The following is a 21,123-nucleotide window of genomic DNA, read 5'->3' on the forward strand; positions in this document are numbered from 1 at the left end:
CCGGTCACGCTACCCGGGGCGTCGTGCGAGGATCGATCCCATGTGCACCGTCGTCGTCCGCGTCGAGCCCGGGTCCGCGTGGCCCGTCACCATGCTCGCCCTGCGCGACGAGTCGCCCGAGCGACCGTGGGACCCGCCCGCCGCCTGGTGGCCCGACCGCGACCCGTCGATCCGCGGCGTCCGCGACCGTTCGGCCGGCGGCGCGTGGCTCGCGGCCTCCGACGCGGCCGGGCTGGCCGTGGTGCTCAACCGCGGTGAACCGGTCGAGAGCGCCGACGGTACCTGGACCACCCGCGGGGTCGTCCCGCTCGACGCCGTCGCCGGGGTGCTGCCGGGACACGACGGCGCGGTGCCGACGACCCGGGCCTTCAACCTCGTCCGTGCGACGGCGAACGGCGCCGAGGTCACGACGTGGGACGGCACCGAGGTCCGGACGACCGTGCTCGGCCCCGGCGTGCACATGGTCACCCACGGCGAGCCGGACGACCCCCGGGCGCCGCGCATCGAGCGCTGGCTCGAGGCCTTCCGCGCCGTGGACGCGCCGGTCGGACCGCCGGTGCTCGGCCCCTTCGACGAACTGCGGACGGCCGACGCCGGGGTCGATGCCGGTGACGGGTGGAGCGGCTGGTTCGGCCTGCTCGCCGAGTCGGCCGCGCTGCCCGCGGACGATCCGGACGCGATCCTCCGGGACGCGCACGAGCACGACGGACACGTCGCGACGCTGTCGATCGTCGCGGCGGCCGTCGGACCCGCGCACACGGTGCTGCAGCACGCCCGGCTCACCGAGCCGGGGCGTCTCGACGGTTCGGTCGAGCTCCACCGCGCCTGAGCGCTCGGCCCGTCCCTCCGGAGCGCACCGCGCCTGAGCGCTCGGTTCGTCCCTCCGGAGCGCACCGCGCCTGAGCGCACCCGCAGCGCGATCGCGCCACCGGCCTTGGTCCGTGCGCGTACCGTCACCGTTCGTGACCACCGGAACCCGGACCGTGCTCGCCGTGCTCGCCGCCACCGTCGTCGTGCTCGCGCTCGGCGCGTGTGCCGCCAGCCCGTCGAGCGCGGTCGGCGCAACCGCACCGTCCGAGGCGTCCAGCACCCCGTGGGACGACGCGGCGGGGACCGGCGTCGTGGTCATCGGCGACTCGATCACCGGCGGCCACGGGCTGACGACGGCCGAGGCGTGGCCGGCACTCGTCGCCGACCGGCAGGGGTGGTCGCTCACGAACCTGTCCTGCGACGGCGCCGGCGTCGCCGCGATCGGGGACGACGACGACTGCGCGAGCGCGTACGCGACGCTCGTGAAGCGCGCCGTCGACCTCCGGCCCGAGGTCGTCGTCCTGCAGGCCAGCTCGAACGACCTCGGGCTCGACACCGCCGAGGTCCGGAGCGCGACCGACCGGGTCGTCGAGGACGTGCACCGCCGACTCCCGCACGCGCGGCTCATCGGGCTCAGCGCGATCTGGGACCAGGACGCCCCGCCCGCCCAGCTCGCGTCGATCTCGGGGGCGCTCCGGCACGCGCTCGACCGGGACGGCGGCACCTACGTCGACATCGGCGAGCCGCTTCGCGGACACCCGACGTGGATGCAGTCCGACGACGTCCACCCGACCGCGCGGGGACAGCAGGCCATCGCCGCGGCGGTGACGGCCGCGTTCGCACGGGACCACGTGCGCTTCTGAGGCCGCTGGGCCCGGCAGGGCCGGGGCTGGGCCGCGGTCGTCGGGCGTCAGGCGTCCGGCGTCGGGCGTCGGGCGTCGGGCGGAAGCTGTCCGGACGCGCACCCGGGTGACGGGTGCGCCACAGCCGACGGTCCTACCGTCGCAGCGTGCCCCCGATCGTCCGACGCGTCCTCGCCGCGGGGACGGCCGTCGTGGCGGCGCTGGTGCTGACCGCCTGCTCGCCGGACGTCACGACGATGGTGGCGCTCGCCGGCACGGCCGGCGTCCCGTCACGCGTCGTGGTCATCGGGGACTCGATCACCCGCGGGCACGGGCTGGCGGCGGGCCTGGCGTGGCCGGAGCTCATCGCGACGCGGGACCACCTGCGGCTCACCGACCTCGGGTGCGACGGCGCCGGAGTGCTCGTCGAGGGGGACGACCAGTGCGCCGCGACGTACGACGAGCTCCTCGACCGGGCGGCCGCGCTGGACCCCGTCGCCGTCGTGCTGCAGGCGAGCTCGAACGACCTCGGGCAGGACGACGACGTGCTCGACGGGGCCACCGCACAGCTCGTCGCGGACGCGCACCGGACGATGCCCCGAGCGCGCATCGTCGGTCTCAGCGCGATCTGGTCGGACGAGGCGCCACCGGCACAGCTCGCGGCGGTGTCCGCGGCACTCGGGTCCGCGGTGCGGCGGACGGGCGGCACCTTCGTCGACGTCGGCCAGCCGCTCCGGGGGCACGCCGACTGGATGCAGTCGGACGACGTGCACCCGACCGCACGCGGCCAGCGCGCGATCGCGGCGGCGGTGACCGCCGCCCTCGGACGCGACCACGTGCGGTTGTGACGCCCGACGGGCGGGGGTGCGCCGCGCCTCCGGGCCCACCCGACGGGCGGGACGTGCGCGGTGTCGCCATGCCCGCCCGATCCGCCGGTCAGACCGACGGCGTCGAGCCGGTCGAACCGACGGCGTCGAGCCGGTCGAACCGACGGCGTCGAGCCGGTCAGACCGGCGGCGTCGTGCCGGTGAGGTCCTCGGCGACCGCCCAGAGTGACCGGGCGAGGTCCGCGCTCCGCGCCGATCCGGGGATCGACGCGGTGGTCGTCGGGCCGACCAGGCCGAAGGGACCGGACGGTCCGTAGTAGGCGCCGCCGACCGCGTTCGGCCCGACCGCGGCGTACAGCAGCGGTTCGGAGCCCTGCTCGACGCCCTGCGTGAAGGGCAGCGCGCGGTCGCTGGAACGGACGGGCTTCGAGCGGCCGAGGGAACGACCGGCCGACTGCAGGTTCGTCCGGGTGTACCCGGGGTGCGCGGCGGTGCTCACGAGCGGCCAGTCCAGCTCGACCGAGATCCGGTGCAGGTGCAGCGCCAGCAGCAGGTCGGCGAGCTTCGACTGCGAGTAGGCACGCCAGCCGTTGTACCCGCGCTCCCACTGCAGGTCGTCGAACCGGATCCGGCCGGGGATCGCGGCGAGGCTCGACATCGTCGCGACACGGGCGTCGGGGGACCGGAGCATCGAGGGCAGCAGCAGGTTCGTCAGGGCGAACGGGCCGAGGAAGTTCGTGCCGAACTGCAGCTCGAAGCCGTCCACCGTCTCGAACCGCTTCGGCGGGGCCATCACGCCGGCGTTGTTCACGAGGACGTCGAGGGCCCGCTCGTCCGCCACGATGCCCGCGGCGAAGCGTCGGACGCTCGCGAGGTCGGCGAGGTCGAGCTCGCGCACCTCGACGTCGGCGCCGGGGTGTGCGGCGCGGATGTCGGCCGCGGCACGGTCACCCTTCTCCGTCGAGCGGACGGCCAGGACGACCGAGGCCCCGGCTGCGGCGAGGCGCGTGGCGGTCTCGTTGCCGGTTCCGCTGTTCGCGCCGGTGACGACGATGCGGCGGCCGGTCTGGTCGGGGATCTGGGGCATGCCCGCGACCGTACTCGCCGGGAGGTGCGGATCCGGTGCGCGCGTGGTAGATTCATACAAACGCATGGAAATGCCGACCAGCCGGTCACCACCGGTCGGTCGCGGTCCATCGCCGGCCGCCCACGGTCGGTCGTGATCAGGAGGACAGCATGAGCAACGCATTCGGCACCGACCGTCCCTCGGACGTGCCGCCGCCCGCACCCGAGCGGATCGGCCCCGTGCAGCTCGGCCTCGACACGTTCGGCGACGTCACCGAACTCCCCGACGGCAGCGTCAAGTCCGACGCGCAGAGCATCCGCGACGTCGTCGCGCAGGCTGTCCTCGCCGACCAGGTCGGCATCGACTTCATCGGCGTGGGCGAGCACCACCGCGCCGACTTCATCGTGAGCGCGCCCGAGGTCGTCCTCGCCGCGATCGCCGCGTCGACCCGCACGATCCGGCTCGGCTCGGCCGTGACAGTGCTGTCGAGCGACGACCCGGTCCGGGTCTACGAGCGCTTCGCCACCGTCGACGCGATCTCGGACGGCCGTGCCGAGGTCATCCTCGGCCGCGGCTCCTTCACCGAGTCCTTCCCGCTGTTCGGCTACGAGCTGCGTGACTACGAGGTCCTCTTCGAGGAGAAGCTCCAGCTCTGGGCCGCCCTGCGCGGCGGCGACAAGGTCACGTGGTCCGGCACGAAGCGCGCATCGCTCACCGACCAGGACGTCTTCCCGAAGCTCGAGCACGGCCCCATCCCGACCTGGGTCGGCGTGGGCGGCTCCCCGCAGTCCGTCATCCGTGCGGCGTCGTACGGCCTGCCGCTGTTCCTCGCGATCATCGGTGGGCAGCCCGCGCAGTTCGCCCCGTTCTCGCGCCTCTACCGCCAGGCGCTCGCGCAGCTCGACCTGCCGCAGCAGCCGATCGCCATGCACTCGCCCGGGTTCATCGCCGCCACCGACGAGGAGGCCGCCGAGCGCTACTGGCCCTACCACAAGGCCGTCACCGACCAGCTCGGCCGGGAGCGCGGCTGGCCGCCCCTCGACGTCGCCGGCTACCGGGCCGGGCTCTCGGCCGGGGGCTCGCTCTACGTCGGGTCGCCGGAGACGGTCGCCCGGAAGATCGCGCGGAACATGCGGATCCTCGGCGTCTCGCGGTTCGACATGCGGTACGCGACGGGTCGCCTGCCGCACGACGACATGATGCGGTCGATCGAGCTGTACGGCACGAAGGTCGCGCCGCGGGTGCGGGAGCTGCTCGCGGAGCCGGTTCCGGTCGCATAGCGCGCGGCGTCGCCGGCCCCGGGTCGGCGGTGCAGCCGGCCGTGCTCCGGTGGTGCGCTCGGCTGCGTCTGCGGTGGCCGGGAGGCGCGGCTCGCCGCATCCGCGCCCCTCACGGGGTCGCCGGGTACGGTCCAGGGCATGACGTCACGCCCCGCTGCCCTCGAACGTCGGTTCCGTGGTCGGATCATGGGCGTCGGGACGACCTCCGGGGTCCGCATCGTGGTCGGCATGTGGGAACGCTCGCCGTTCGGTGCCTTCACGGACGTCTTCCTCGAGCTCCCCGACGGCTCGTCGGTGCTGCTCGCGCCCGACGAGATCGTGGCCGCCTACGTCTCCGGCACCTACCGCTTCGACACCGTCTCGGTCGTCGACGTCTCGGCACGTCGGACCGCGAGGGGCCTCGAGCTCGCCGCCGGTGCCCTCGAGGCCTCGATCGACGTCGGTGGCATCTCGCCGCTCGGGCGCATCCTGCGCATCGTCCCGAAGCCGGTCGCCCGTGACCCCCGGTGGCTCGCCGCGATCGACCCGGTCGCGCGGCTCGTCGCGCCCGGATCGGGCACCGCGGGCTCGGCGGGCAACGGGCGGCGCGAGTACTACGGCGTGACCGGGGCGCACGACGTCACGGGCGTGCGGGGGACCTGGGCGGGGGAGCCCCTCGGGGAGCTCGCGCCGCTCGACCCGCCGGTGGCGTTCGGGTTCGCGTCGATGCCGCGCATCCCGCAGGTCGTCGACGTCGAGACCACGATCCGCGAGCGCGTCTGACGCCGGGGCCTCCGGGCGGGCGGGGCGACCCGGAACGACATCGTCGCCGTCGTACGACGTCCGCGAAGTCGCTCCTTGCGGGAGCAACAGTTGCACGCGCGCGGCGGCGACATCGTCGAGGTCGTACGACATCGGTGTTGTCGCACACTCCCGCACGCGACAGCGCCCGCACGGCTCCGCAGCCCTGTCCGCCGGACGCGCTCAGCGTCGCAGAGCAGACTGGCCGGAACGGACAGCGCCCGAGGGCCGGCCGAACGTCGAGCACAACGGGGCGCACGACGCGAGAGGAGCACCATGACCGACACAGAGGCAGACCAGCGCGCAGCCATCTCGGACATCGTCCACGGAGCCCGAACGGCACTGCTGACGACCGTGAGCGAGGACGGCGGACTGCACGCCCGGCCCCTCGCCGTGCAGGACAAGGCGTTCCACGGCACCCTCCGGTTCCTCGTGCAGGACGGGAGCGAGAAGGTCGAGGACATCGCCCGCAACCCGCACGTCAACGTGGCGATCGAGTCGCAGGGCGGGTACCTGTCCATCGCCGGCACGGCCAGGGTCACCCAGGACGACACCGTCATCGACGAGCTGTGGTCCCCGTTCGCCGAGGCCTGGTTCCCGGAGGGCCGTCAGGACCCCTCTATCCGGCTCCTCACCGTCGAGGGCGACTCGGTCGAGTACTGGACGCAGGACACCGGCCCGGTCGGCAGCCTCGTGCAGACGCTCAAGGCCGCGATCGGCAAGCAGAGCCAGCCGGACACCGGCGACCACGGGACGGTCGAGCTCTAGTCGGGCGACCGACGCACCGGATCCCGGCCAGCCGGACCCGTCCGACCGCACGCACCCGGCCCCGCACACCGCGGGCGCCGGGTGTGCCGCGTCAGGGCGGGCCGAGCAGCCAGAGGACGGCGACGAGCACCGGCTGCCCGAGCACCGCGCACACCACGAGGGTCCACCGCATCCACGGCTTCGCCACGAGCTCCGGCGATCCGAACAACGGCGCGAGCGGCATGAGCAGCCGGGGGGTCGACGCCATCGGGAGCGACACCGCGAAGATGTAGAGCGCGTACGCGGCCGAGAACACCACGGTCGTGAACCCGAGGCGACGGGTCGACCGACGGAGCAGCCAGACCGGGTAGGACACGAGCAGGAACACCACGATGAGGATGCCGCCGACGCCCAGCCACCGGCCGGCGATGAGGAACCACGGCGTGAGCGGCAGGAAGTCCACCCGGCCGATGAAGTTCACCCACCAGGACATCTCGGTCTCGAGGTAGGCGTTCGGCGACCCGGTCACGTGCGCGGCGATGACCGGCCACGCGAACCCGGCCAGCGCCATCACGAGGCCGGCGGCGACGACCCGGACCCGCTCCGCCACGGGGAAGACGTCGAGCGAGCGGACCCCCTCGGTCCGCCGGGCACGGATCCACCGCACCAGCGCGACGACCCCGAGGACGAGCGGGATCGCGAGGGCCCCGGGCCGGGTGAACGACGCGACGACGCCGAGGACCGTGAGCAGCCCGTACCGCCGACGCTCCAGGGCGATCAGCGCCCCGAAGACGAGCGCCAGGAACATGCTCTCGGCGTAGCCGACCTGCAGCAGGAACGACAGCGGCCCGCACGTGAAGAAGAACACCGCCCACATCGCGGCGGACGACCCCGCGCGGTCGCGGACGAGACGGTGCAGCAGGTACGTGGCGAGGAGCCCGGCGAGCAGCGCGATCACGGGGGCGCCGACGTCGAACGGCACCCCCGTCGACGCGGTCAGCATCCGGATCGTGAAGGGGAACGCCGGCAGGAAGGCCCACGCGTTCTGTGCGACGTTGCCGGCGGCGTCGAGCGGCAGGCTCGTCGGGTACCCGTGCACCGAGATCTGCTCGTAGTACTGCCCGTCCCAGGCGGTCAGGAAGTTGAGGAAGCCGTGGCCGTTGCCCCAGATCGCGTTCTCGGGCAGCGCGCGACCGATGAGCGGGTAGGCGAGGGCCAGCCAGAACGTCGAGACGATGCGGCCTCCGGTCCAGACCAGGAGCACCGCGGCCCACGCCGGCAGCGCGGTCGCGAGGTCGATGACCCGGCGGCGTCCGCTCGCGATCGACTCCGTCAGGGTCCCGTCCAGTCGACTCACCGCGGCGCTCCGCGGCGTTCGGGCAGGGCAGAGGGCACGGTACGAGCGTAGACGGACGATGCTTGGGTGTTCCTCACGGCGTGCCCGGGAGGCGCGACTCGCGTTGTGCAGAACGGAACGCGTCCGGTGGTGGGTCGGGTGCGGCGCGGGGCGCTCGCCTAGCCTGGTCGCGTCGTCCTCCGGCCGCGACGGCGCGGCCGGTCCGTCGGGGCGACGTCCGAACGATCCCGATCGACACCGAGGAGCACCGTGCCGAACAAGACCGCCATCGTGACCGACGCCGCGCCGAAGCCCGCCGGCCCCTACAGCCAGGGCATCATCGCGAACGGCTTCATCTACACCGCCGGCTTCGGCCCGCAGGACCCGGCGACCGGCGCGATCGCCGACGACGTGGCCGGCCAGACCGCCCAGGTGCTCGCGAACGTCGCCGCCGTCCTGGCCGAGCACGGTGCCACGCTCGACGACGTCGTGAAGTCGACCGTGCACCTCGAGCACTCCGACCGCGACTTCGCCGCCTTCAACGAGGAGTACGCGAAGCACTTCTCGCAGCCGTACCCGGTCCGCACCACGGTGCAGTCGCACCTGGCGAACATCCTCGTCGAGATCGACGTGGTGGCGGTGCTGCCCTCGGCGGAGTGACCCGCCCGGCTCGCTGAGCGAAGCCTCATCGACCCCCGGCGCTCGCAGTCGCCGGACGACTCCACGTCGTCCGACGGATGCCTGCACCGGGGGTCGCGTGCGTCAGGGCACCGGCGGTCAGCACGGGGACCCCGGCGACGAGGACGTCGTCGATGCCCTCGGCGAGCAGCATCGGCTCGGCGTACGAGGACCGTGCACGGACCCGCTCGGGATCGACGACGACCAGGTCGGCGATCCACCCGGGCGCGACGGCCCCGCGCAGCCCGAGGCCGAACCGCTCGGCGGGAACGGTCGACAGGTGCTGCTGGACGTCCCACCACGACAGCAGTCCGGGTCGGGCGTAGTCGCCGAGGTACCGGGCGAACGTGCCGTACGCCCGGGGGTGTGGGTGCGTCCCCACGAAGATGCCGTCGGACCCCCCGGTGTGCCCGCCGGACCGGAACAGCTCCGCCAGCTGCTCGGGTGTCCGCGGGTGCGGGACGCGCATCACGACGGTGACCTGCAGGTCGGAGTCGACCAGCACGTCGAGCGCCAGGTCCACGGGGTCCGTTCCGGTGGCCGCGGCGGCGTCGGCGAGCGTGCGACCCTGCAGCGCGTGGAACTCAGGCGCGGGGACGTGCGACAGCGTGATCTGCTCGGCCCACCCCGGTCCGAGGTCCGCGCGCCCGAGGACCCGATCGAGGACGGCGGCCCGGACCTCGGCACGACCGTCGTCCGCCGTGAGGGCCCTGGCGAGGTCGTCGGTGCCCGGCCGCGCGAGGCCCGCCGGGAGGAGCAGCATCGACAGGATGGTGCAGCCGCGCGAGTACGGGTACGCGTCGAACGACAGCGGCGCGCCGGCGGCCTCGGCCCGGGCGAGCTCGGCCAGGGCGAGGTCGACGGGGGCGTGCAGGTGGGAGACATGGGCCGGCCCACCGCCGGCGCGCACGATCCGGACGATCTCCTGGATGCCGGCGCCGGCGTTCGCCTCGTAGCCGCCGCGCATGTGCGTGACGTAGACACCGTCGGCGGCGGCCGACTCGGCGGCGAGGGCGGCGATCTCCTCGGTGTCCGCGTGCAGTCCGGGGACGTAGTCGAGTCCGGTCGCGAGCCCCACCGCACCGTCCGCCATGCCCTGCCGGACGAGGGCGCGCATCGCATCGAGCTGCTCGGGGTCCGCCGGGGCGGGGTCGTCACCCATGACCTCGTGCCGGACGGTGCCGGCGGGAACCAGGGTCGCCACGTTCAGCGCGGTCGTGCCGTCGTAGGTCGCCAGGAGTCCCGCGAGGCCGTCGCCGCGGTACGTCGGGTGGGAGCCGTCGATGGCCGCGAAGTACCGCGCGGCGTACGAGCCGTCGCCCGGTGCCGGTCCGACGCCGTCCTGCCCCGTGATGATGGTGGTGACGCCCTGTCGGAGGAGCGCGAGCTGGACGGTCTCGTCGAACACGAGGGACCCCGCGTGCGAGTGCGCGTCGACGAGACCGGGCAGGACGAGGCGGCCGGTGCAGTCGACCACGGTGGCGTCGGCGTCGGCGGTGATCCGGCCGGCGTCCCCCCGCTCCGTGACCACCCCGTCACGGACGAGGACGTCCGTCCGACGCGCCGACCCGTCGGTGTCGACGACGGCGCCGCCGGTGAGCAGGACCGCGGCCGTCACCGGCTGAGTCCCGCGACGAGCTGCTCGGCGCGGGTGCGGAGGCCGTCGAGGTCGCCGGTCGTCAGGGCGTCCCCGACGAGCGGGGACCCGAGGCCGACGGCGACCGCACCGGCCGCGAGGTAGTCGGACGCGTCGTCGACGCCGATGCCGCCCGTCGGGATGACGTCGACGAAGTCGAGCGGCGCGAGCACCTGCTTGAGGAAGGCGGGCCCGCCGAGCGGCGCGGCCGGGAACACCTTGACCGCGCGCGCTCCGAGTCGCCAGGCGCGGACGATCTCGGTCGGGGTCGCGGCCCCCGGGTACCAACCCAGCCCGCGCTCGTGTGCCCGCTCCCCGATGTCGGCGTCGAGGTGTGGGCTCACCGCGAAGACGGCACCCGCCGCAGCGGCCTCATCGAGCTGGCTCGGTTCGAGCACGGTCCCGACGCCGATCGACGCCGCCGTGCCGTAGCGGTCGGCCGCCCAGGCGATGCCCTCGCGCCAACGGGGCGTGTTCGTGGTGAGCTCGATCGCCCGCACGCCGGCGTCGACGAGGGTCGCGATGACGTCCTCGACGTGGTCGCCGGTGCCACCCCGGAGGATCGCGATCGCGGGCCCGGCGGCGTGGCGGTGCCGGACGCGGGGCTCGGTCGCCGGGTCGGTGCTGGTGGTGTTCGTCATGGTCTTCGTTCCTCGCCTCAGCGGTCGACGCGGTCGTGGACGGCGTGGTCGACGTCCGTGGGGGTGGTCGGGTCGTGCAGTGCTGCCGGGTCCGGGCGACGCCAGTCGCTCTCGATCGTGCAGGCGAGCGCTCCGGCGTCGGCGGCTCGGTCGAGCGCCTCGGTCGACGTGGCGCCACCGAGGGTCGCGGCGAGCCACCCCGCGACGAAGGCGTCCCCGGCGCCGACCGGGTCGACCACGCGCACCGGGGTCGCCGGGCGCCTGAGGAACACGCCGTCGACGGAGGCCACCGCTCCGCGCGAGCCGAGCTTCACGACCGCGCGGCCCCGGCCGAGGGCGGCGAGTTCGTGTGCGAGCGTCTCGTCGTCACCCTCGTCGTCGGCGAGCCCGAGCACGAGCCGGGCTTCGTCGTCCCCGGCGAACACGATCGCGGACCGCTCGGCGACCGCTCGGTAGCGGGCACGGGCGGTCACGGGGTCGATGAGCTTCGGCCGGTGGTTCACGTCGAACGACACCGGCACCCCGGCGGCGTCGGCGCGGTCGAGTGCGGCCTCGACGGTGGACCGGGCGTCGTCCGAGAGCGCGAGGGTGATGCCCGTGACGTGCACGAGCGCCGCACGTTCCACGACGCTCTCGGGCAGGTCGGTCGCCCGCAGTGCCGATCCCGCCGAACCCCGGCGGTGGTAGGTCACCCGCGTCCGCCCGTCGGTCAGACGCTCCTTCATCATGATCCCCGTCGACCGGTCCGGGTCCGGCACGGCCACGACGTCGACGCCCTCGCTCCGGACGTCCCGGGCGACGCGGTCCCCGGCGGGGTCGGTGCCGACGCGGCCGATCCACGTCGTCGGGACGCCGGCGCGCACGAGGCCGATCGCGACGTTGCTCTCGGCGCCGCCGGTGTCGACCCGCATGTGGTCGAGGTCGGGGACCGCACCGGTGCCCGGGCCGGTCAGGAGCAGCATCGTCTCCCCGAAGGTCACCACGCGGCCGGTCACCGTGTCCCCTTCGCCAGGGCGAGCTGCGCCGAGGAGGAGCCGAGTGCGACCGAGATCTCGCGTGCGGTCCGGACGACACCGTCGCCCAGTTCGCGGACCGCGGCGGCGGGGAACCGGGACGCGAGCCCCGAGATGCTCATCGCGCCGACGACCTGGTTCGCGTGGTCGAGCACCGGCGCGGCGACGCAGCGGATGTCGGGCTCGTTCTCGCGGTCGTCGATGCCGTAGCCGCGGCCGTGCGTCCGGTCGATCTCGGCCCGCCAGCGGTCGTCGTCGACGATCGAGTGCTCGGTCATCGCGGTGGCCGGTTCCGCGAGCACCCGTTCGAGCAGCTCCGGCTCGCCGAACGCCACGATCGCCTTGCCGGAGGCCGTGTTCCGCATCGGCAGCCGGTTGCCGATGCGCGACCCCATCCGGACCGTGCCCCGGGTCTCGACCTTGTCGACGTAGACGATGTCGGTGCCGTCCGGCACGACGAGGTGGCAGGTGAGCCCCGTGCGCTCGGCGGTGCGCCGGAGGAACGGTGCCGCGGCGGCGCGGAGGTCGATGCCCTCGAGGTAGCTCTGCCCGAGCAGCAGCGCGCCGAGTCCCAGCGTGAAGCCGGCGTCCGGGGTGCGGCGCAGCAGGTCGTTCTCGAGCATCGGCGCGGTCAGCCGCAGCACGGTCGACTTCGAGGTGCCGAGTTCGGCGGCGAGCACCGTCAGTGACACCGAGGGCTCGCCGTTCCGGGTGCGGTCGGCGATGCAGTCGAGCAGCCGGAGACCACGGCGGAGGGACAGGGCGGCGTTGCGGGCCGGCGCGTCGTCGCCGAGCGGCGCGACCGGGGTCGTGGCGCGCATCAGAACCACGTCTCGATCGTCTCGAGCACGGTCTCGTCGTCGTCGATGACGACCACCCGGCGCCACTTGTCGAACACGGTGCACGGGTGGGAGACGCCGAACACGACGACGTCGCCGGGCGTCAGCCCGGGTGCCCCGTCCGCCAGCGCGAGGTAGCAGTGCTGGTCGTCGAGGCGGGTGACGGTGACCGCCCCGGGGGCCGGGGTGACGGGACGGACGCCAGCCGCGCCTCCTGGACGGACGGACCGGACCACCGGCAGCCCCTCGTCGAAGGAGATGTCCCGCTTGCCGACCGCGACCAGCGCGAGCCCGGGTTCGGGGCACGACGTCACCCGGCCCCACACCTCGATCGCCGGGAGCAGCGAGCCCTCGTCCGGGTGCCGGTGGAACGGTGTGCGTTCGGCGTAGAAGCCGTCGTCGTGGGTCAGCGACGCACCGGAGCGGAGCACGACGTCCAGGTCGTCCGGGCGGTCCGCGACCGCGTCCACCACGCCGTCGAACCAGGCGCTGCCGCCCATGCTGAGCAGCGCACGCGGAGCGTCGACCAGCGGGCGAACGGCCGCAGCGACCTCGAGCACGCCGTCGACGTAGGCGTGGGCGGCGTGCTCGTCCGGCAGGCCGCCCTCGTACCCGGCGACCCCGCGCAGCGTCAGTCCGACCTCGTGCACGTGCTGCGCGAGGTCGCGTGCCTGTCCTGCGGTGCGGACCCCGGTACGACCCCCGGGGAACCCGACCTCGACCACGACGTGCAGCTCGCCGTCGACCGCGTCCTGCGCGGCGCGACCGGCGTCGACGCCGGCGGGGGAGTCGACCCAGCAGAGGACGTCGGCGGCGGGGTCCTCGGCGCGGCGGGAGGCGAGCCAGGCGAGTCCGGCGGGGTCGAGGACCTCGTTCGCGACGAGGATCCGGTGGAACCCGTGCTCCCACGCGACCATCGCCTGCTGGACCGACGCGACCGTGACACCCCAGGCGCCGGCGGCGACCTGGCGGGCGGCGAGGGCCGGTGCCATGTGCGTCTTCATGTGCGGCGCGAAGGACAGGCCGTGGCGCTCGACGTACGCCTGCATCACCCGGGTGTTGTTCGCCAGGGCCGACTCGCGGAGCGTCATCACCGGCAGGTGCGCGTGGTCGAGGACGTGCCGGTCCGTCGGGGCGGCCGGGTCGGGAGCGCCCTTCGTGGTGACGGTGCCGGGTGTGGTCGTCATCGATCCTCCTGTGCGTCTGCGGTGCCTCCACGCTCCCGTGTGCCGGGTGTGGGTGGCAACGCGCTCGTCCTGCTCATTCTGCGTTGCAGAACGCCTGTCCGTCAGGGCCGTCCGAGCACGTCGGGGAAACCGATCGGGCATAGCCTTTGACGTGCCATGACGACGACGACGATGACGACACGACGACGGGGGAGCACGGCCGTGGCCGTGCTCGTCGCCGGGACCTTCTTCATGGAGCTCCTGGACGGCACGATCCTCGCGACCGCCGCGCCGGCGATGGGACGGGACCTCGGTGTCGACTCCGCCGCCGTCGGCGTCGCGATCACGGCGTACCTCGTCACCCTCGCGGTGTTCATCCCGGTGAGCGGCTGGTTGACCGACCGGATCGGCTCGCGGACGGTGTTCGCCGGGGCGATCGTCCTGTTCACCGTGGCCTCGGGCCTGTGCGCCCTCTCCACCGGACTCGTCGACCTGACGATCTGGCGCATCGTGCAGGGCCTCGGCGGTGCGCTCATGGTCCCCGTCGGACGGCTCGTCGTCCTGCGGAGCGCCGGCCGCGAACAGCTCGTGACGGCCATCGCGATCCTGACCTGGCCCGCCCTCGCCGCGCCGATCATCGCGCCGTTCGTGGGCGGGGTGCTCGTCGACACCCTGACGTGGCACTGGATCTTCCTCATCAACATCCCGCTCGGGGTCGTCGCGTTCGTCGCCGCACTCGTGCTCGTCCCGCAGGAGCGGGCGTCCGAGCGCGTCCCGTTCGACTGGCTCGGGTCGTTGCTCGCCTGCTTCGGGCTCGGCTCGCTCGTCGTGATGGCGTCCCTGCTCGCGCTCGACCGCGTGCCGGTGCTCGCGGTCGTCGTGTCGGGCGTCGTCGGGGCGGCGTGCTGCTGGCTGGCGGTCCGGCACTTCCGCCGGGCGCCGCACCCGATCATGGGACTCGACTCGTTCCGGCTCGAGACCTTCCGGGTGTCGCACGCCGGTGGCAGCCTGTTCCGCCTGGCCGTCTCCGCCGTGCCGTTCGTGCTCCCGCTGCTGTTCCAGGACGCCTGGGGGTGGAGCGCCGTGCTCGCCGGGTCCGCCGTGCTCTGGGTCTTCGTCGGGAACCTCGGCATCAAGCCCATGACGACGCCGTTCCTCCGCTGGTTCGGGTACCGGCCGGTCATCGTCGTGTCGAGCGCGGTGGCGGCGCTGAGCGTCGTCGCGATGGTGTTCATGACCGAGGACACCCCGTTCTGGCTCCTCGCGGCGCTGCTCGTCGTGAGCGGCGCGGCGCGGTCGGTCGGCTTCACGGCCTACAACACCATCGCGTTCGCCGACGTCGAGCAGGCGGACATGACCCCGGCGAACACGCTCTCGTCGACGCTGCAGCAGACCGCCGCCGGGTTCGGGGTCGCCGTCGGTGCCGTGGTCATCCGGGCCGCGTCGGGCCTCGGCGGGTCCGGGCCTTACGACGCCGCGTTCTGGGTCATCGCCGCGCTGCTCGCCGTGGCCTGCCTCGAGGGCGTGGTGATGAGCCGGACGGCCGGCGAGACCGTCCGACCCGCTCGCCGGGTGCGGGTCTGACGGCCGGGACCCGCGCATCCGGCGTCGACCGACGAGCCGAGGAGCCGACGAGCCGACGAGCCGACGAGCCGACGAGCCGACGAGCCGACGACGCATCGTCCGTTTTCCCCGCGGTCACACGCACGAAACCGGGGCCGCGCTACAGTCTCAGCAACAGTCCGCGATGGCCGAGTACGGTTGCCGCGGCAGGGCGCCCCGAACCGCCCGGAACAGGAAGGCAGCATGGCCGCGCCAGAGCAGCAGGGAACGATCACCGCCGAGACGGCAGTGGAACCGACCGGGTTGCGCGTCGTCAGCTACAACCTCCGCGAGCACACCGCCAACGGCGAACTCGCCTCCCTGGCCGAGGCGTCCCAGGCCGACGTCATCTGCGTGCAGGAGTGCGACAGCAACGACCTCGCCCCGTCGATCGCCGGGCTCTCCCTCGCCGCGTCGACCAAGGCGAACCGGCTCGGCCTCGCGATCTACAAGCGCGACGACCGGTTCGAGGTCGAGGACTTCAGCATCCACTCCCTGCAGAAGTCGCTGCACGACCGGGTCCTCGCGCCCGCGCACGAGCGGCTCATCGCGATGCACCTGCGCGACAAGGAGGTCGACGCCGAGGTCATCGTCGCGTCCTTCCACGCCTCGCCCCTGACGGCGACGAACTCCCTGCGCCGCAAGCAGATCGAGGCCGCGCACCAGTTCGTCCGCGACCTGTCGGACGACGCTCCGGCGATCATGGTCGGCGACTTCAACTACCCGTGGTTCCAGACGAACCTGCGCCGGAAGATCGAGCAGCACGGCTTCGCGCTGTCCCTCTCGGACCAGCCGACGTACCTGCGCTACCGCAAGTTCACGGGACACTTCGACTTCGCCACGAGCGTCGGGCTGCACATCGCCGGCGTCGAGACCCTGCCCGCGGGCATCTCCGACCACCGGCCGATCCTCGTGCGTGCGCACTACGAGCACCCGGGCGCGACCGGCACCGTCGCGACCGTGGAGTCCCCGGCCGCCTGACCCAGCGGGCGCCGCGCCGCGCGCGGGTTGCCGAGGTCGCACACCACGCCGTGCGTGGAGTGCCGACGTCGCACGGACTGCCGCGCGCGCGACGCGGAGGGGGCAGAACGTGCGACCTCGGCCGGCGTCCACGACGCACGCACGCACAGGAGGCGCGGTGCCGGTCTCGTGGACCGGCACCGCGCCTCCAGGCGGTCGCCTTCCGGGCGCCCTGCGCGCGTCAGCGGCGCAGCGTCGCCCGCGCCAGCCGGTTGCCGATGAACTGGCCGAGCTGGACGATGACGACGATCGCCGCCACCGACACGTACACGATCCACCAGTCGTACCGCTGCGACCCGTACGTGATCGCGTACTCGCCGAGACCACCCCCGCCGATCAACGCACCCTGCGCCGTCATGTCGACGATGCCGATGTAGATGAACGTGTAGCCGAGGATGAGCGGGCCGAGCCCCTCGGGGATGAGCACCGTCAGCAGGATCGACAGCGGGTGCGCGCCGGAGGCCCGCGCCGCCTCGACGACGCCGGGGTCGACCGCGAGCAGGTTCTGCTCGACGATCCGGGACACCGCGAACGACGCCGCGAGCGAGATCGCGAACGTCACCGCGGGGACGCCGATCGTGGTCTGCACGACGACGCGTGACAGCGGGGCGATCGCGGCGAGGAAGATGACGAACGGGATCGGACGGACGAGGTTCACGACCACGTTGAGGATCGTGTACGCCGTCCGGCTGCCGAGCAGGTTGCCCGGGCGGGTGGCGTACAGGGCGAGCCCGAGCGCGAGGCCAATGACGCCCGCGATGACGAGCGACACCAGGGACATCACGATCGTGTCGCGGATCGACGCGACGAAGACGTCGAACGTGTCGATCACGCTCTGGAAGGAGTTGTTCACGCTGCGCCCTCCTCGTCGGTGGTGATGCCCGCGGAGCGCAGGGCTGCGACGGCCTCGTCGACCGCACCAGGACCGGCCGCGCTCAACTCGTAGGTCAGCGACCCGATCCGGCGCTCCCGGATCTCTCCGACCCCGCCGTAGACGAGCTCGGCGGTCACACCGGCGGACCGGAAGACCTGGTCGATGCGGTTCTGCAGCCCGGCCTCGTCGGTGATCTGCACCGTGACGAGCCGACCGGGGTGACGCTCGCGCAGCCGCGTGATCGTCTCGGCGGAGGGCCGGTCGTGCAGGGCGGTGCGGACGAACCGCTGGGCCGCTCCGGTCTGCGGGTCCGCGAACACGTCGTACACGTCACCGACCTCGACGACGCGACCCTGCTCCATGACGGCGACCCGGTCGGCGATCTGTCGGACGGCGTCCATCTCGTGCGTGATGACGATGATGGTGACGCCGAGCTCCCGGTTCACCCGGCGGAGCAGCCCGAGCACCTCGGACGTGGTCTCGGGGTCGAGCGCGCTGGTCGCCTCGTCGGCGAGCAGCAGATCGGGGGAGGCCGCGAGCGCCCGGGCGATCCCGACGCGCTGCTTCTGTCCGCCGGAGAGCTGCTCGGGGTAGGCGTACGCGCGGTCGAGGAGCCCGACGAAGTCGAGGAGCTCGGCGACCCGGCGGTTCCGCTCCTCCTTCGCGACACCCGCGACCTTGAGCGGGTAGGCGACGTTGCCGGCGATGGTGCGGGACCGGAACAGGTTGAACTGCTGGAAGATCATGCCGATCTTCCGGCGGGCCTGTCGGCGGTCACGCTCCGGCAGGGCGGTGAGCTCCTGCCCGGCGACCGTGACGGAGCCCGACGACGGCAGTTCGAGCGCGTTCACCAGCCGGACCAGGGTGGACTTGCCGGCACCGGAGTACCCGATGACGCCGAGGACCTCTCCCTGGTGCACGTCCAGGGAGACGTCCTCGACGGCCACCACGGTCTCGCCGGTGTCGGCGCGGCGGTAGTGCTTCGAGACGCCGCGGAGTTCGACGAGGACCGGCACTACTGCTTGGCCGCCTTCGCGTCCTGCTCGACCTTCGCGAGCTCGGCCTGCAGGCTCGCGGCGCTCTCGTCGCGGCTGACGGCCTCGGGCAGGTCCTTCTTGAAGACCTTCTGCACCGACTCGTCCTGGAAGAGCTTCGCGAGATCGAGGTAGGTCTGGTTGTCCTTGTCGGCGTTCCGCACCGCGAAGACGTTGACGTACGGCGCCGCACTCGCGCTCGACGGGTCGTCCTGGTAGATCGCGTCGGAGATCGGCAGGCCGGCGGCGGTGGCGTAGTTGTTGTTCACCACGGCGGCCGCGACCGAGCCCTGCTGCAGGGCGTTCGCGGTCTGCGAGGCGTTCAGCGGCTGGACGTCGACCTTCGACGACTCGATGTCGGTGGTGGTCGAGAAGGGCGAGCCGCCGTCCTTCAGGGTGACGAGCTTCGCGGACTGCAGGATGAGGAGCGCCCGCGCCTGGTTGATCGCGTCGTCCGGGATCGCGACCTTGGCGTCCGACGGCAGCGCGGCGACGTCGTCGTACTTCGTCGCGTAGAGCGGCAGCGGGTAGACGGCCGTCGAGCCGATCGGCTGCAGGTCGTCGTCCGAGGTGACGTTGTAGTCGGCGAGGTACTGGATGTGCTGGAACTGGTTGATGTCCAGCTGCTCGTCCTTGAGCGCCGGGTTCGGCAGCGAGTAGTCCGAGAAGTTCGTCAGCTTGACCGTCACGTTGAGCTTCGACTTCGCGAGCTTCGTGTAGGTGTCCCAGTACGAGAGCGACTTGTCCGCGACGCCGATCGTGACGGTCTTCGGCGATCCACCGGCCGCGGCGCCGCTGTCGGAGCCACCGGAGCGGACGGCCCCGACGATGAGGGCGACGACGATCGCGACGACGACCACCGCGGCGGCGACGATCCAGCCGATCGGGCGCTTGCCCTTCGGCTTCTCGGGGAGTGCGGGTGCTGCGGACATGGCGGGGCTCCTCGTGGGCGGTGCTGGCAGTGCTGTGGGGACGCCGCGGTGGTCCGCGGCGTGCAGTCGAGTGTGACGGGCCGGTCCAGCGGGTGCGAGTTGCGTTCCGCCGTGTTACATCCGTGTCACACGGCTCGCTGGTTCACTCGGAGGGTGCGCAGCCTCGAACTCGTCCTCGGACCGTCGTCGGACGCCGCCGTGCGTGCGGCGTGGCAGGCGCTCGTCGACGCGGACCTGCCGAGCCTCGGTCGCTCGGACACGAACAGCCCGCACGTGACGCTGGCCGCCGGCGACGAACTGGCGGTCCCCGACGCGTTCGACGTGCCGGTGCCGTCGCGGCTCCGCCTCGGTGGGGTCCTGCTCTTCCCCGCAGGCACGGGCCGGAGCGTGCTCGCGCGGGCGGTCGTCGTCGATGGTGCGCTCGCCGCCTTCCACGAGGCCGTCCACCGGGCCGCTCCCGGCGCCACGGGCACCACCGCACCCGGCGCCTGGTCGCCGCACCTGACGTTCGCGCGGCGCGTCCGGGACGGCGACGTCGCGGCCGCGGTCGCCGCCCTCCGCGACGCGCCGCTGCCGGAGGAGCTGGTGATCGGTGGGGTCCGGCACTGGGACGGCGCGTCCAGGACCGTCACGCCGATCGGGTGAGGTGGCGACCCACCCGCGGACGGCGGACGGCGGACGGCGGAGGGCGGACCGCGGACGGCGGACGGCCTGGAGGCGCGGGTCAGGTCCCCAGGATCCGCTCGCCGAACGCGGATGCGAACGTCCGGTCGGGGTCCGCGGCCCGGACGAGGTCGCGGAAGTCCGGCAGGCGCGGGTACAGCGGCGCGATCGCGGCGCCGTCGAGCGAGCTCATCTTCCCCCAGTGCGGGCGGCCGTCGAACGGTGCGAGCAGCGCCTCGAGGTCGGGCAGCAGCCGGGCGACCTCGGCGGGGTGCTTCTGCCAGGTGAACGCGATGCAGAGCACATCCTCGCCCTGGGTCGGGCTGAGCCAGAACGGGTCCGCCGCCATCGTGCGGATCTCGCACACGTGCAGGTGCGGCTGGATGCGGTCGGCCATGGTCCGGACGGCGTCGAGTGCGGCGCCGGCGTACCGGAGCGGGACGAAGTGCTCGCTCTGCACCTCGGAGCCGTGGCTCGGCACGGAGTCGATCGGGAAGTGCGGCAGCCGGTCCCACCACGGCCCGACCGAGCCGTCCCGGGCGGTGTGGTGTCCGTCGCCGGGCGAACCGGGCAGCCGGGGCACGCCGAACAGGTCGTCCGGGACGGCCACGTCGTCCTCGCCGTCGGGGACGCGGGACTTCAGCAGCACCTCGGTCACCGCGTCGCCGAACACCGTGTACGAGCAGACCGAGGTCGCGGCGGCGTGGACCTCGGCGACGTGGGCCGTGAAGGTGTCCCAGGGGATCGGGCCGTAGGTGTCCTGGCGCATCCGGTACGTCGGCTGGACGTCGAGGGTGACGCGGGTGAGGACACCGAGCAGGCCGAGGTGGAGCACGGCGCCGTCGAACGTCGGGTCGTCGCGGTCGATCGTCCGTGCCGCGCCGTCGGGTCCGAGCACCTCGAACGACCGGACCGCGGTGCTGAGCGAGCCGAGGGCGGTGCCGGACCCGTGGGTGCCGGTCGCGATCGCGCCGGCGATCGAGATGTGGGGGAGCGACCCCGTGTTGTGCAGGGCGAACCCGGCGCGGTCGATCTCGGGCGCGACGACGCCGTAGCGCGTCCCGGCACCCATCGTGACCGTCCGCCGCCCCGCGTCGACCTCGAGGTCGACCGGGATGCCGGTGAGGTCGAGCAGCACACCGGGCGCGTCCGGCGCGTCGTTGAACGAGTGCCGGGTGCCGAGACCGTGCACCCGGGGAGAGCGGGCGACGATCTCGGCGGCCTCGTCGATCGACGACGGACGGAGGACCCGTTCGGCCGTGTAGGTGACCGTGCCGGACCAGTTCAGCTCGCTCGTCGTCGACCGCATGTCGCCCACGATGCCACGCGCCGCCTGG

21 protein-coding genes are annotated in these 21,123 nt (G+C 73.3%); 10 read left to right on the top strand and 11 right to left on the bottom strand.

The window, feature by feature from the left end; translation table 11 throughout:
* Window positions 1–40 precede the first annotated feature (40 nt).
* From ACIQUC_RS16700 to ACIQUC_RS16710, 3 genes are all read left to right on the top strand, one after another.
* A complete protein-coding gene (locus tag ACIQUC_RS16700; RefSeq protein WP_402269147.1) occupies window positions 41–829 on the top strand; it encodes an NRDE family protein in 789 nt (262 codons plus the stop codon).
* A 133-nt stretch (window positions 830–962) separates the two neighbouring features.
* Window positions 963–1,673, top strand: a complete 711-nt coding sequence (locus tag ACIQUC_RS16705) for an SGNH/GDSL hydrolase family protein (RefSeq protein WP_402269149.1) — start codon at window positions 963–965, stop codon at window positions 1,671–1,673.
* A gap of 146 nt (window positions 1,674–1,819) precedes the next feature.
* Entirely contained in the window at window positions 1,820–2,500 is a 681-nt protein-coding gene (locus tag ACIQUC_RS16710) for an SGNH/GDSL hydrolase family protein (RefSeq protein ID WP_402269151.1), read from the top strand.
* Window positions 2,501–2,657: 157 nt separating this feature from the next.
* Here the strand turns inward: ACIQUC_RS16710 and ACIQUC_RS16715 are convergent, their stop codons facing one another.
* Window positions 2,658–3,566 carry an SDR family oxidoreductase gene (locus ACIQUC_RS16715; protein ID WP_402269153.1) on the bottom strand — a complete coding sequence of 303 codons (909 nt, stop codon included), beginning with the start codon at window positions 3,564–3,566 and terminating at the stop codon, window positions 2,658–2,660.
* 149 nt (window positions 3,567–3,715) lie between these two features.
* Here ACIQUC_RS16715 and ACIQUC_RS16720 point away from each other — a divergent pair, with 149 nt between their 5' ends.
* From ACIQUC_RS16720 to ACIQUC_RS16730, 3 genes are all read left to right on the top strand, one after another.
* Entirely contained in the window at window positions 3,716–4,825 is a 1,110-nt protein-coding gene (locus tag ACIQUC_RS16720; RefSeq protein WP_402269155.1) for an LLM class flavin-dependent oxidoreductase, read from the top strand.
* A gap of 138 nt (window positions 4,826–4,963) precedes the next feature.
* Entirely contained in the window at window positions 4,964–5,587 is a 624-nt protein-coding gene (locus ACIQUC_RS16725; RefSeq protein WP_402269157.1) for a hypothetical protein, read from the top strand.
* Between the two features lie 294 nt (window positions 5,588–5,881).
* A complete protein-coding gene (locus ACIQUC_RS16730; RefSeq protein WP_402269159.1) occupies window positions 5,882–6,373 on the top strand; it encodes a pyridoxamine 5'-phosphate oxidase family protein in 492 nt (163 codons plus the stop codon).
* Between the two features lie 91 nt (window positions 6,374–6,464).
* Here ACIQUC_RS16730 and ACIQUC_RS16735 read toward each other — a convergent pair whose 3' ends face one another.
* Window positions 6,465–7,709, bottom strand: a complete 1,245-nt coding sequence (locus tag ACIQUC_RS16735) for a hypothetical protein (RefSeq protein ID WP_402269161.1) — start codon at window positions 7,707–7,709, stop codon at window positions 6,465–6,467.
* Window positions 7,710–7,958: 249 nt separating this feature from the next.
* Between ACIQUC_RS16735 and ACIQUC_RS16740 the strand changes: the two genes are divergently transcribed.
* On the top strand, window positions 7,959–8,348 hold the full coding sequence (locus ACIQUC_RS16740) for a RidA family protein (RefSeq protein WP_402269163.1): 390 nt from the start codon (window positions 7,959–7,961) through the stop codon (window positions 8,346–8,348).
* A gap of 25 nt (window positions 8,349–8,373) precedes the next feature.
* On the opposite strand, the gene ACIQUC_RS16745 is transcribed toward ACIQUC_RS16740, so the two are convergent.
* The 5 genes from ACIQUC_RS16745 to ACIQUC_RS16765 are packed head-to-tail and all read right to left on the bottom strand — an operon-like array spanning window position 8,374 to window position 13,682.
* Window positions 8,374–9,984 carry an amidohydrolase family protein gene (locus ACIQUC_RS16745; RefSeq protein ID WP_402269165.1) on the bottom strand — a complete coding sequence of 537 codons (1,611 nt, stop codon included), beginning with the start codon at window positions 9,982–9,984 and terminating at the stop codon, window positions 8,374–8,376.
* Complete coding sequence (locus ACIQUC_RS16750) at window positions 9,981–10,643, bottom strand: bifunctional 4-hydroxy-2-oxoglutarate aldolase/2-dehydro-3-deoxy-phosphogluconate aldolase (RefSeq protein ID WP_402269167.1); 663 nt, start codon at window positions 10,641–10,643, stop codon at window positions 9,981–9,983. The genes ACIQUC_RS16745 and ACIQUC_RS16750 overlap by 4 nt, the downstream gene beginning before the upstream one ends.
* Before the next feature lie 17 nt (window positions 10,644–10,660).
* Window positions 10,661–11,638 (bottom strand): sugar kinase, encoded by a 978-nt coding sequence (locus tag ACIQUC_RS16755; RefSeq protein WP_402269169.1) that lies wholly within the window; start codon window positions 11,636–11,638, stop codon window positions 10,661–10,663.
* Window positions 11,635–12,477: an IclR family transcriptional regulator gene (locus ACIQUC_RS16760; RefSeq protein ID WP_022908270.1), complete on the bottom strand. Its 843-nt coding sequence runs from the start codon at window positions 12,475–12,477 to the stop codon at window positions 11,635–11,637. The genes ACIQUC_RS16755 and ACIQUC_RS16760 overlap by 4 nt, the downstream gene beginning before the upstream one ends.
* Window positions 12,477–13,682 (bottom strand): alanine racemase, encoded by a 1,206-nt coding sequence (locus ACIQUC_RS16765; protein ID WP_402269171.1) that lies wholly within the window; start codon window positions 13,680–13,682, stop codon window positions 12,477–12,479. Before ACIQUC_RS16765 ends, ACIQUC_RS16760 begins: the two co-directional genes overlap by 1 nt.
* 156 nt (window positions 13,683–13,838) lie before the next feature.
* Here ACIQUC_RS16765 and ACIQUC_RS16770 point away from each other — a divergent pair, with 156 nt between their 5' ends.
* Together ACIQUC_RS16770 and ACIQUC_RS16775 are read left to right on the top strand one after the other, a co-directional pair.
* On the top strand, window positions 13,839–15,245 hold the full coding sequence (locus ACIQUC_RS16770) for an MFS transporter (protein ID WP_022908268.1): 1,407 nt from the start codon (window positions 13,839–13,841) through the stop codon (window positions 15,243–15,245).
* 222 nt (window positions 15,246–15,467) lie between these two features.
* Window positions 15,468–16,244 carry an endonuclease/exonuclease/phosphatase family protein gene (locus tag ACIQUC_RS16775; RefSeq protein WP_022908267.1) on the top strand — a complete coding sequence of 259 codons (777 nt, stop codon included), beginning with the start codon at window positions 15,468–15,470 and terminating at the stop codon, window positions 16,242–16,244.
* A gap of 220 nt (window positions 16,245–16,464) precedes the next feature.
* Here ACIQUC_RS16775 and ACIQUC_RS16780 read toward each other — a convergent pair whose 3' ends face one another.
* The 3 genes from ACIQUC_RS16780 to ACIQUC_RS16790 are packed head-to-tail and all read right to left on the bottom strand — an operon-like array spanning window position 16,465 to window position 19,123.
* Window positions 16,465–17,136 (bottom strand): methionine ABC transporter permease, encoded by a 672-nt coding sequence (locus tag ACIQUC_RS16780; protein WP_022908266.1) that lies wholly within the window; start codon window positions 17,134–17,136, stop codon window positions 16,465–16,467.
* The gene (locus tag ACIQUC_RS16785) at window positions 17,133–18,173 is read right to left on the bottom strand and encodes a methionine ABC transporter ATP-binding protein (protein WP_402269174.1); all 1,041 of its coding nucleotides are present in this window, start codon (window positions 18,171–18,173) and stop codon (window positions 17,133–17,135) included. Before ACIQUC_RS16785 ends, ACIQUC_RS16780 begins: the two co-directional genes overlap by 4 nt.
* Window positions 18,173–19,123, bottom strand: a complete 951-nt coding sequence (locus ACIQUC_RS16790; protein ID WP_402269176.1) for a MetQ/NlpA family ABC transporter substrate-binding protein — start codon at window positions 19,121–19,123, stop codon at window positions 18,173–18,175. The genes ACIQUC_RS16785 and ACIQUC_RS16790 overlap by 1 nt, the downstream gene beginning before the upstream one ends.
* A 153-nt stretch (window positions 19,124–19,276) precedes the next feature.
* On the opposite strand from ACIQUC_RS16790, the gene ACIQUC_RS16795 reads away from it, so the two are divergent.
* Window positions 19,277–19,768 (top strand): 2'-5' RNA ligase family protein, encoded by a 492-nt coding sequence (locus tag ACIQUC_RS16795; RefSeq protein WP_402269178.1) that lies wholly within the window; start codon window positions 19,277–19,279, stop codon window positions 19,766–19,768.
* Between the two features lie 79 nt (window positions 19,769–19,847).
* Here the strand turns inward: ACIQUC_RS16795 and ACIQUC_RS16800 are convergent, their stop codons facing one another.
* Window positions 19,848–21,095 (bottom strand): D-arabinono-1,4-lactone oxidase, encoded by a 1,248-nt coding sequence (locus tag ACIQUC_RS16800; protein WP_402269179.1) that lies wholly within the window; start codon window positions 21,093–21,095, stop codon window positions 19,848–19,850.
* Between the last annotated feature and the right edge of the window lie 28 nt (window positions 21,096–21,123).

The organism is Curtobacterium sp. NPDC098951 (genome assembly GCF_044759965.1).
Taxonomy (GTDB): domain Bacteria; phylum Actinomycetota; class Actinomycetes; order Actinomycetales; family Microbacteriaceae; genus Curtobacterium.

Coding starts and splice junctions, on each gene's coding strand:
- ACIQUC_RS16700 (WP_402269147.1), top strand. CDS start 41: ATGTGCACCGTCGTCGTCCGCGTCGAGCCCGGGTCCGCGTGGCCCGTC.
- ACIQUC_RS16715 (WP_402269153.1), bottom strand. CDS start 3,566: ATGCCCCAGATCCCCGACCAGACCGGCCGCCGCATCGTCGTCACCGGC.
- ACIQUC_RS16720 (WP_402269155.1), top strand. CDS start 3,716: ATGAGCAACGCATTCGGCACCGACCGTCCCTCGGACGTGCCGCCGCCC.
- ACIQUC_RS16725 (WP_402269157.1), top strand. CDS start 4,964: ATGACGTCACGCCCCGCTGCCCTCGAACGTCGGTTCCGTGGTCGGATC.
- ACIQUC_RS16730 (WP_402269159.1), top strand. CDS start 5,882: ATGACCGACACAGAGGCAGACCAGCGCGCAGCCATCTCGGACATCGTC.
- ACIQUC_RS16750 (WP_402269167.1), bottom strand. CDS start 10,643: ATGACGAACACCACCAGCACCGACCCGGCGACCGAGCCCCGCGTCCGG.
- ACIQUC_RS16760 (WP_022908270.1), bottom strand. CDS start 12,477: ATGCGCGCCACGACCCCGGTCGCGCCGCTCGGCGACGACGCGCCGGCC.
- ACIQUC_RS16765 (WP_402269171.1), bottom strand. CDS start 13,682: ATGACGACCACACCCGGCACCGTCACCACGAAGGGCGCTCCCGACCCG.
- ACIQUC_RS16770 (WP_022908268.1), top strand. CDS start 13,839: ATGACGACGACGACGATGACGACACGACGACGGGGGAGCACGGCCGTG.
- ACIQUC_RS16775 (WP_022908267.1), top strand. CDS start 15,468: ATGGCCGCGCCAGAGCAGCAGGGAACGATCACCGCCGAGACGGCAGTG.
- ACIQUC_RS16790 (WP_402269176.1), bottom strand. CDS start 19,123: ATGTCCGCAGCACCCGCACTCCCCGAGAAGCCGAAGGGCAAGCGCCCG.
- ACIQUC_RS16800 (WP_402269179.1), bottom strand. CDS start 21,095: ATGCGGTCGACGACGAGCGAGCTGAACTGGTCCGGCACGGTCACCTAC.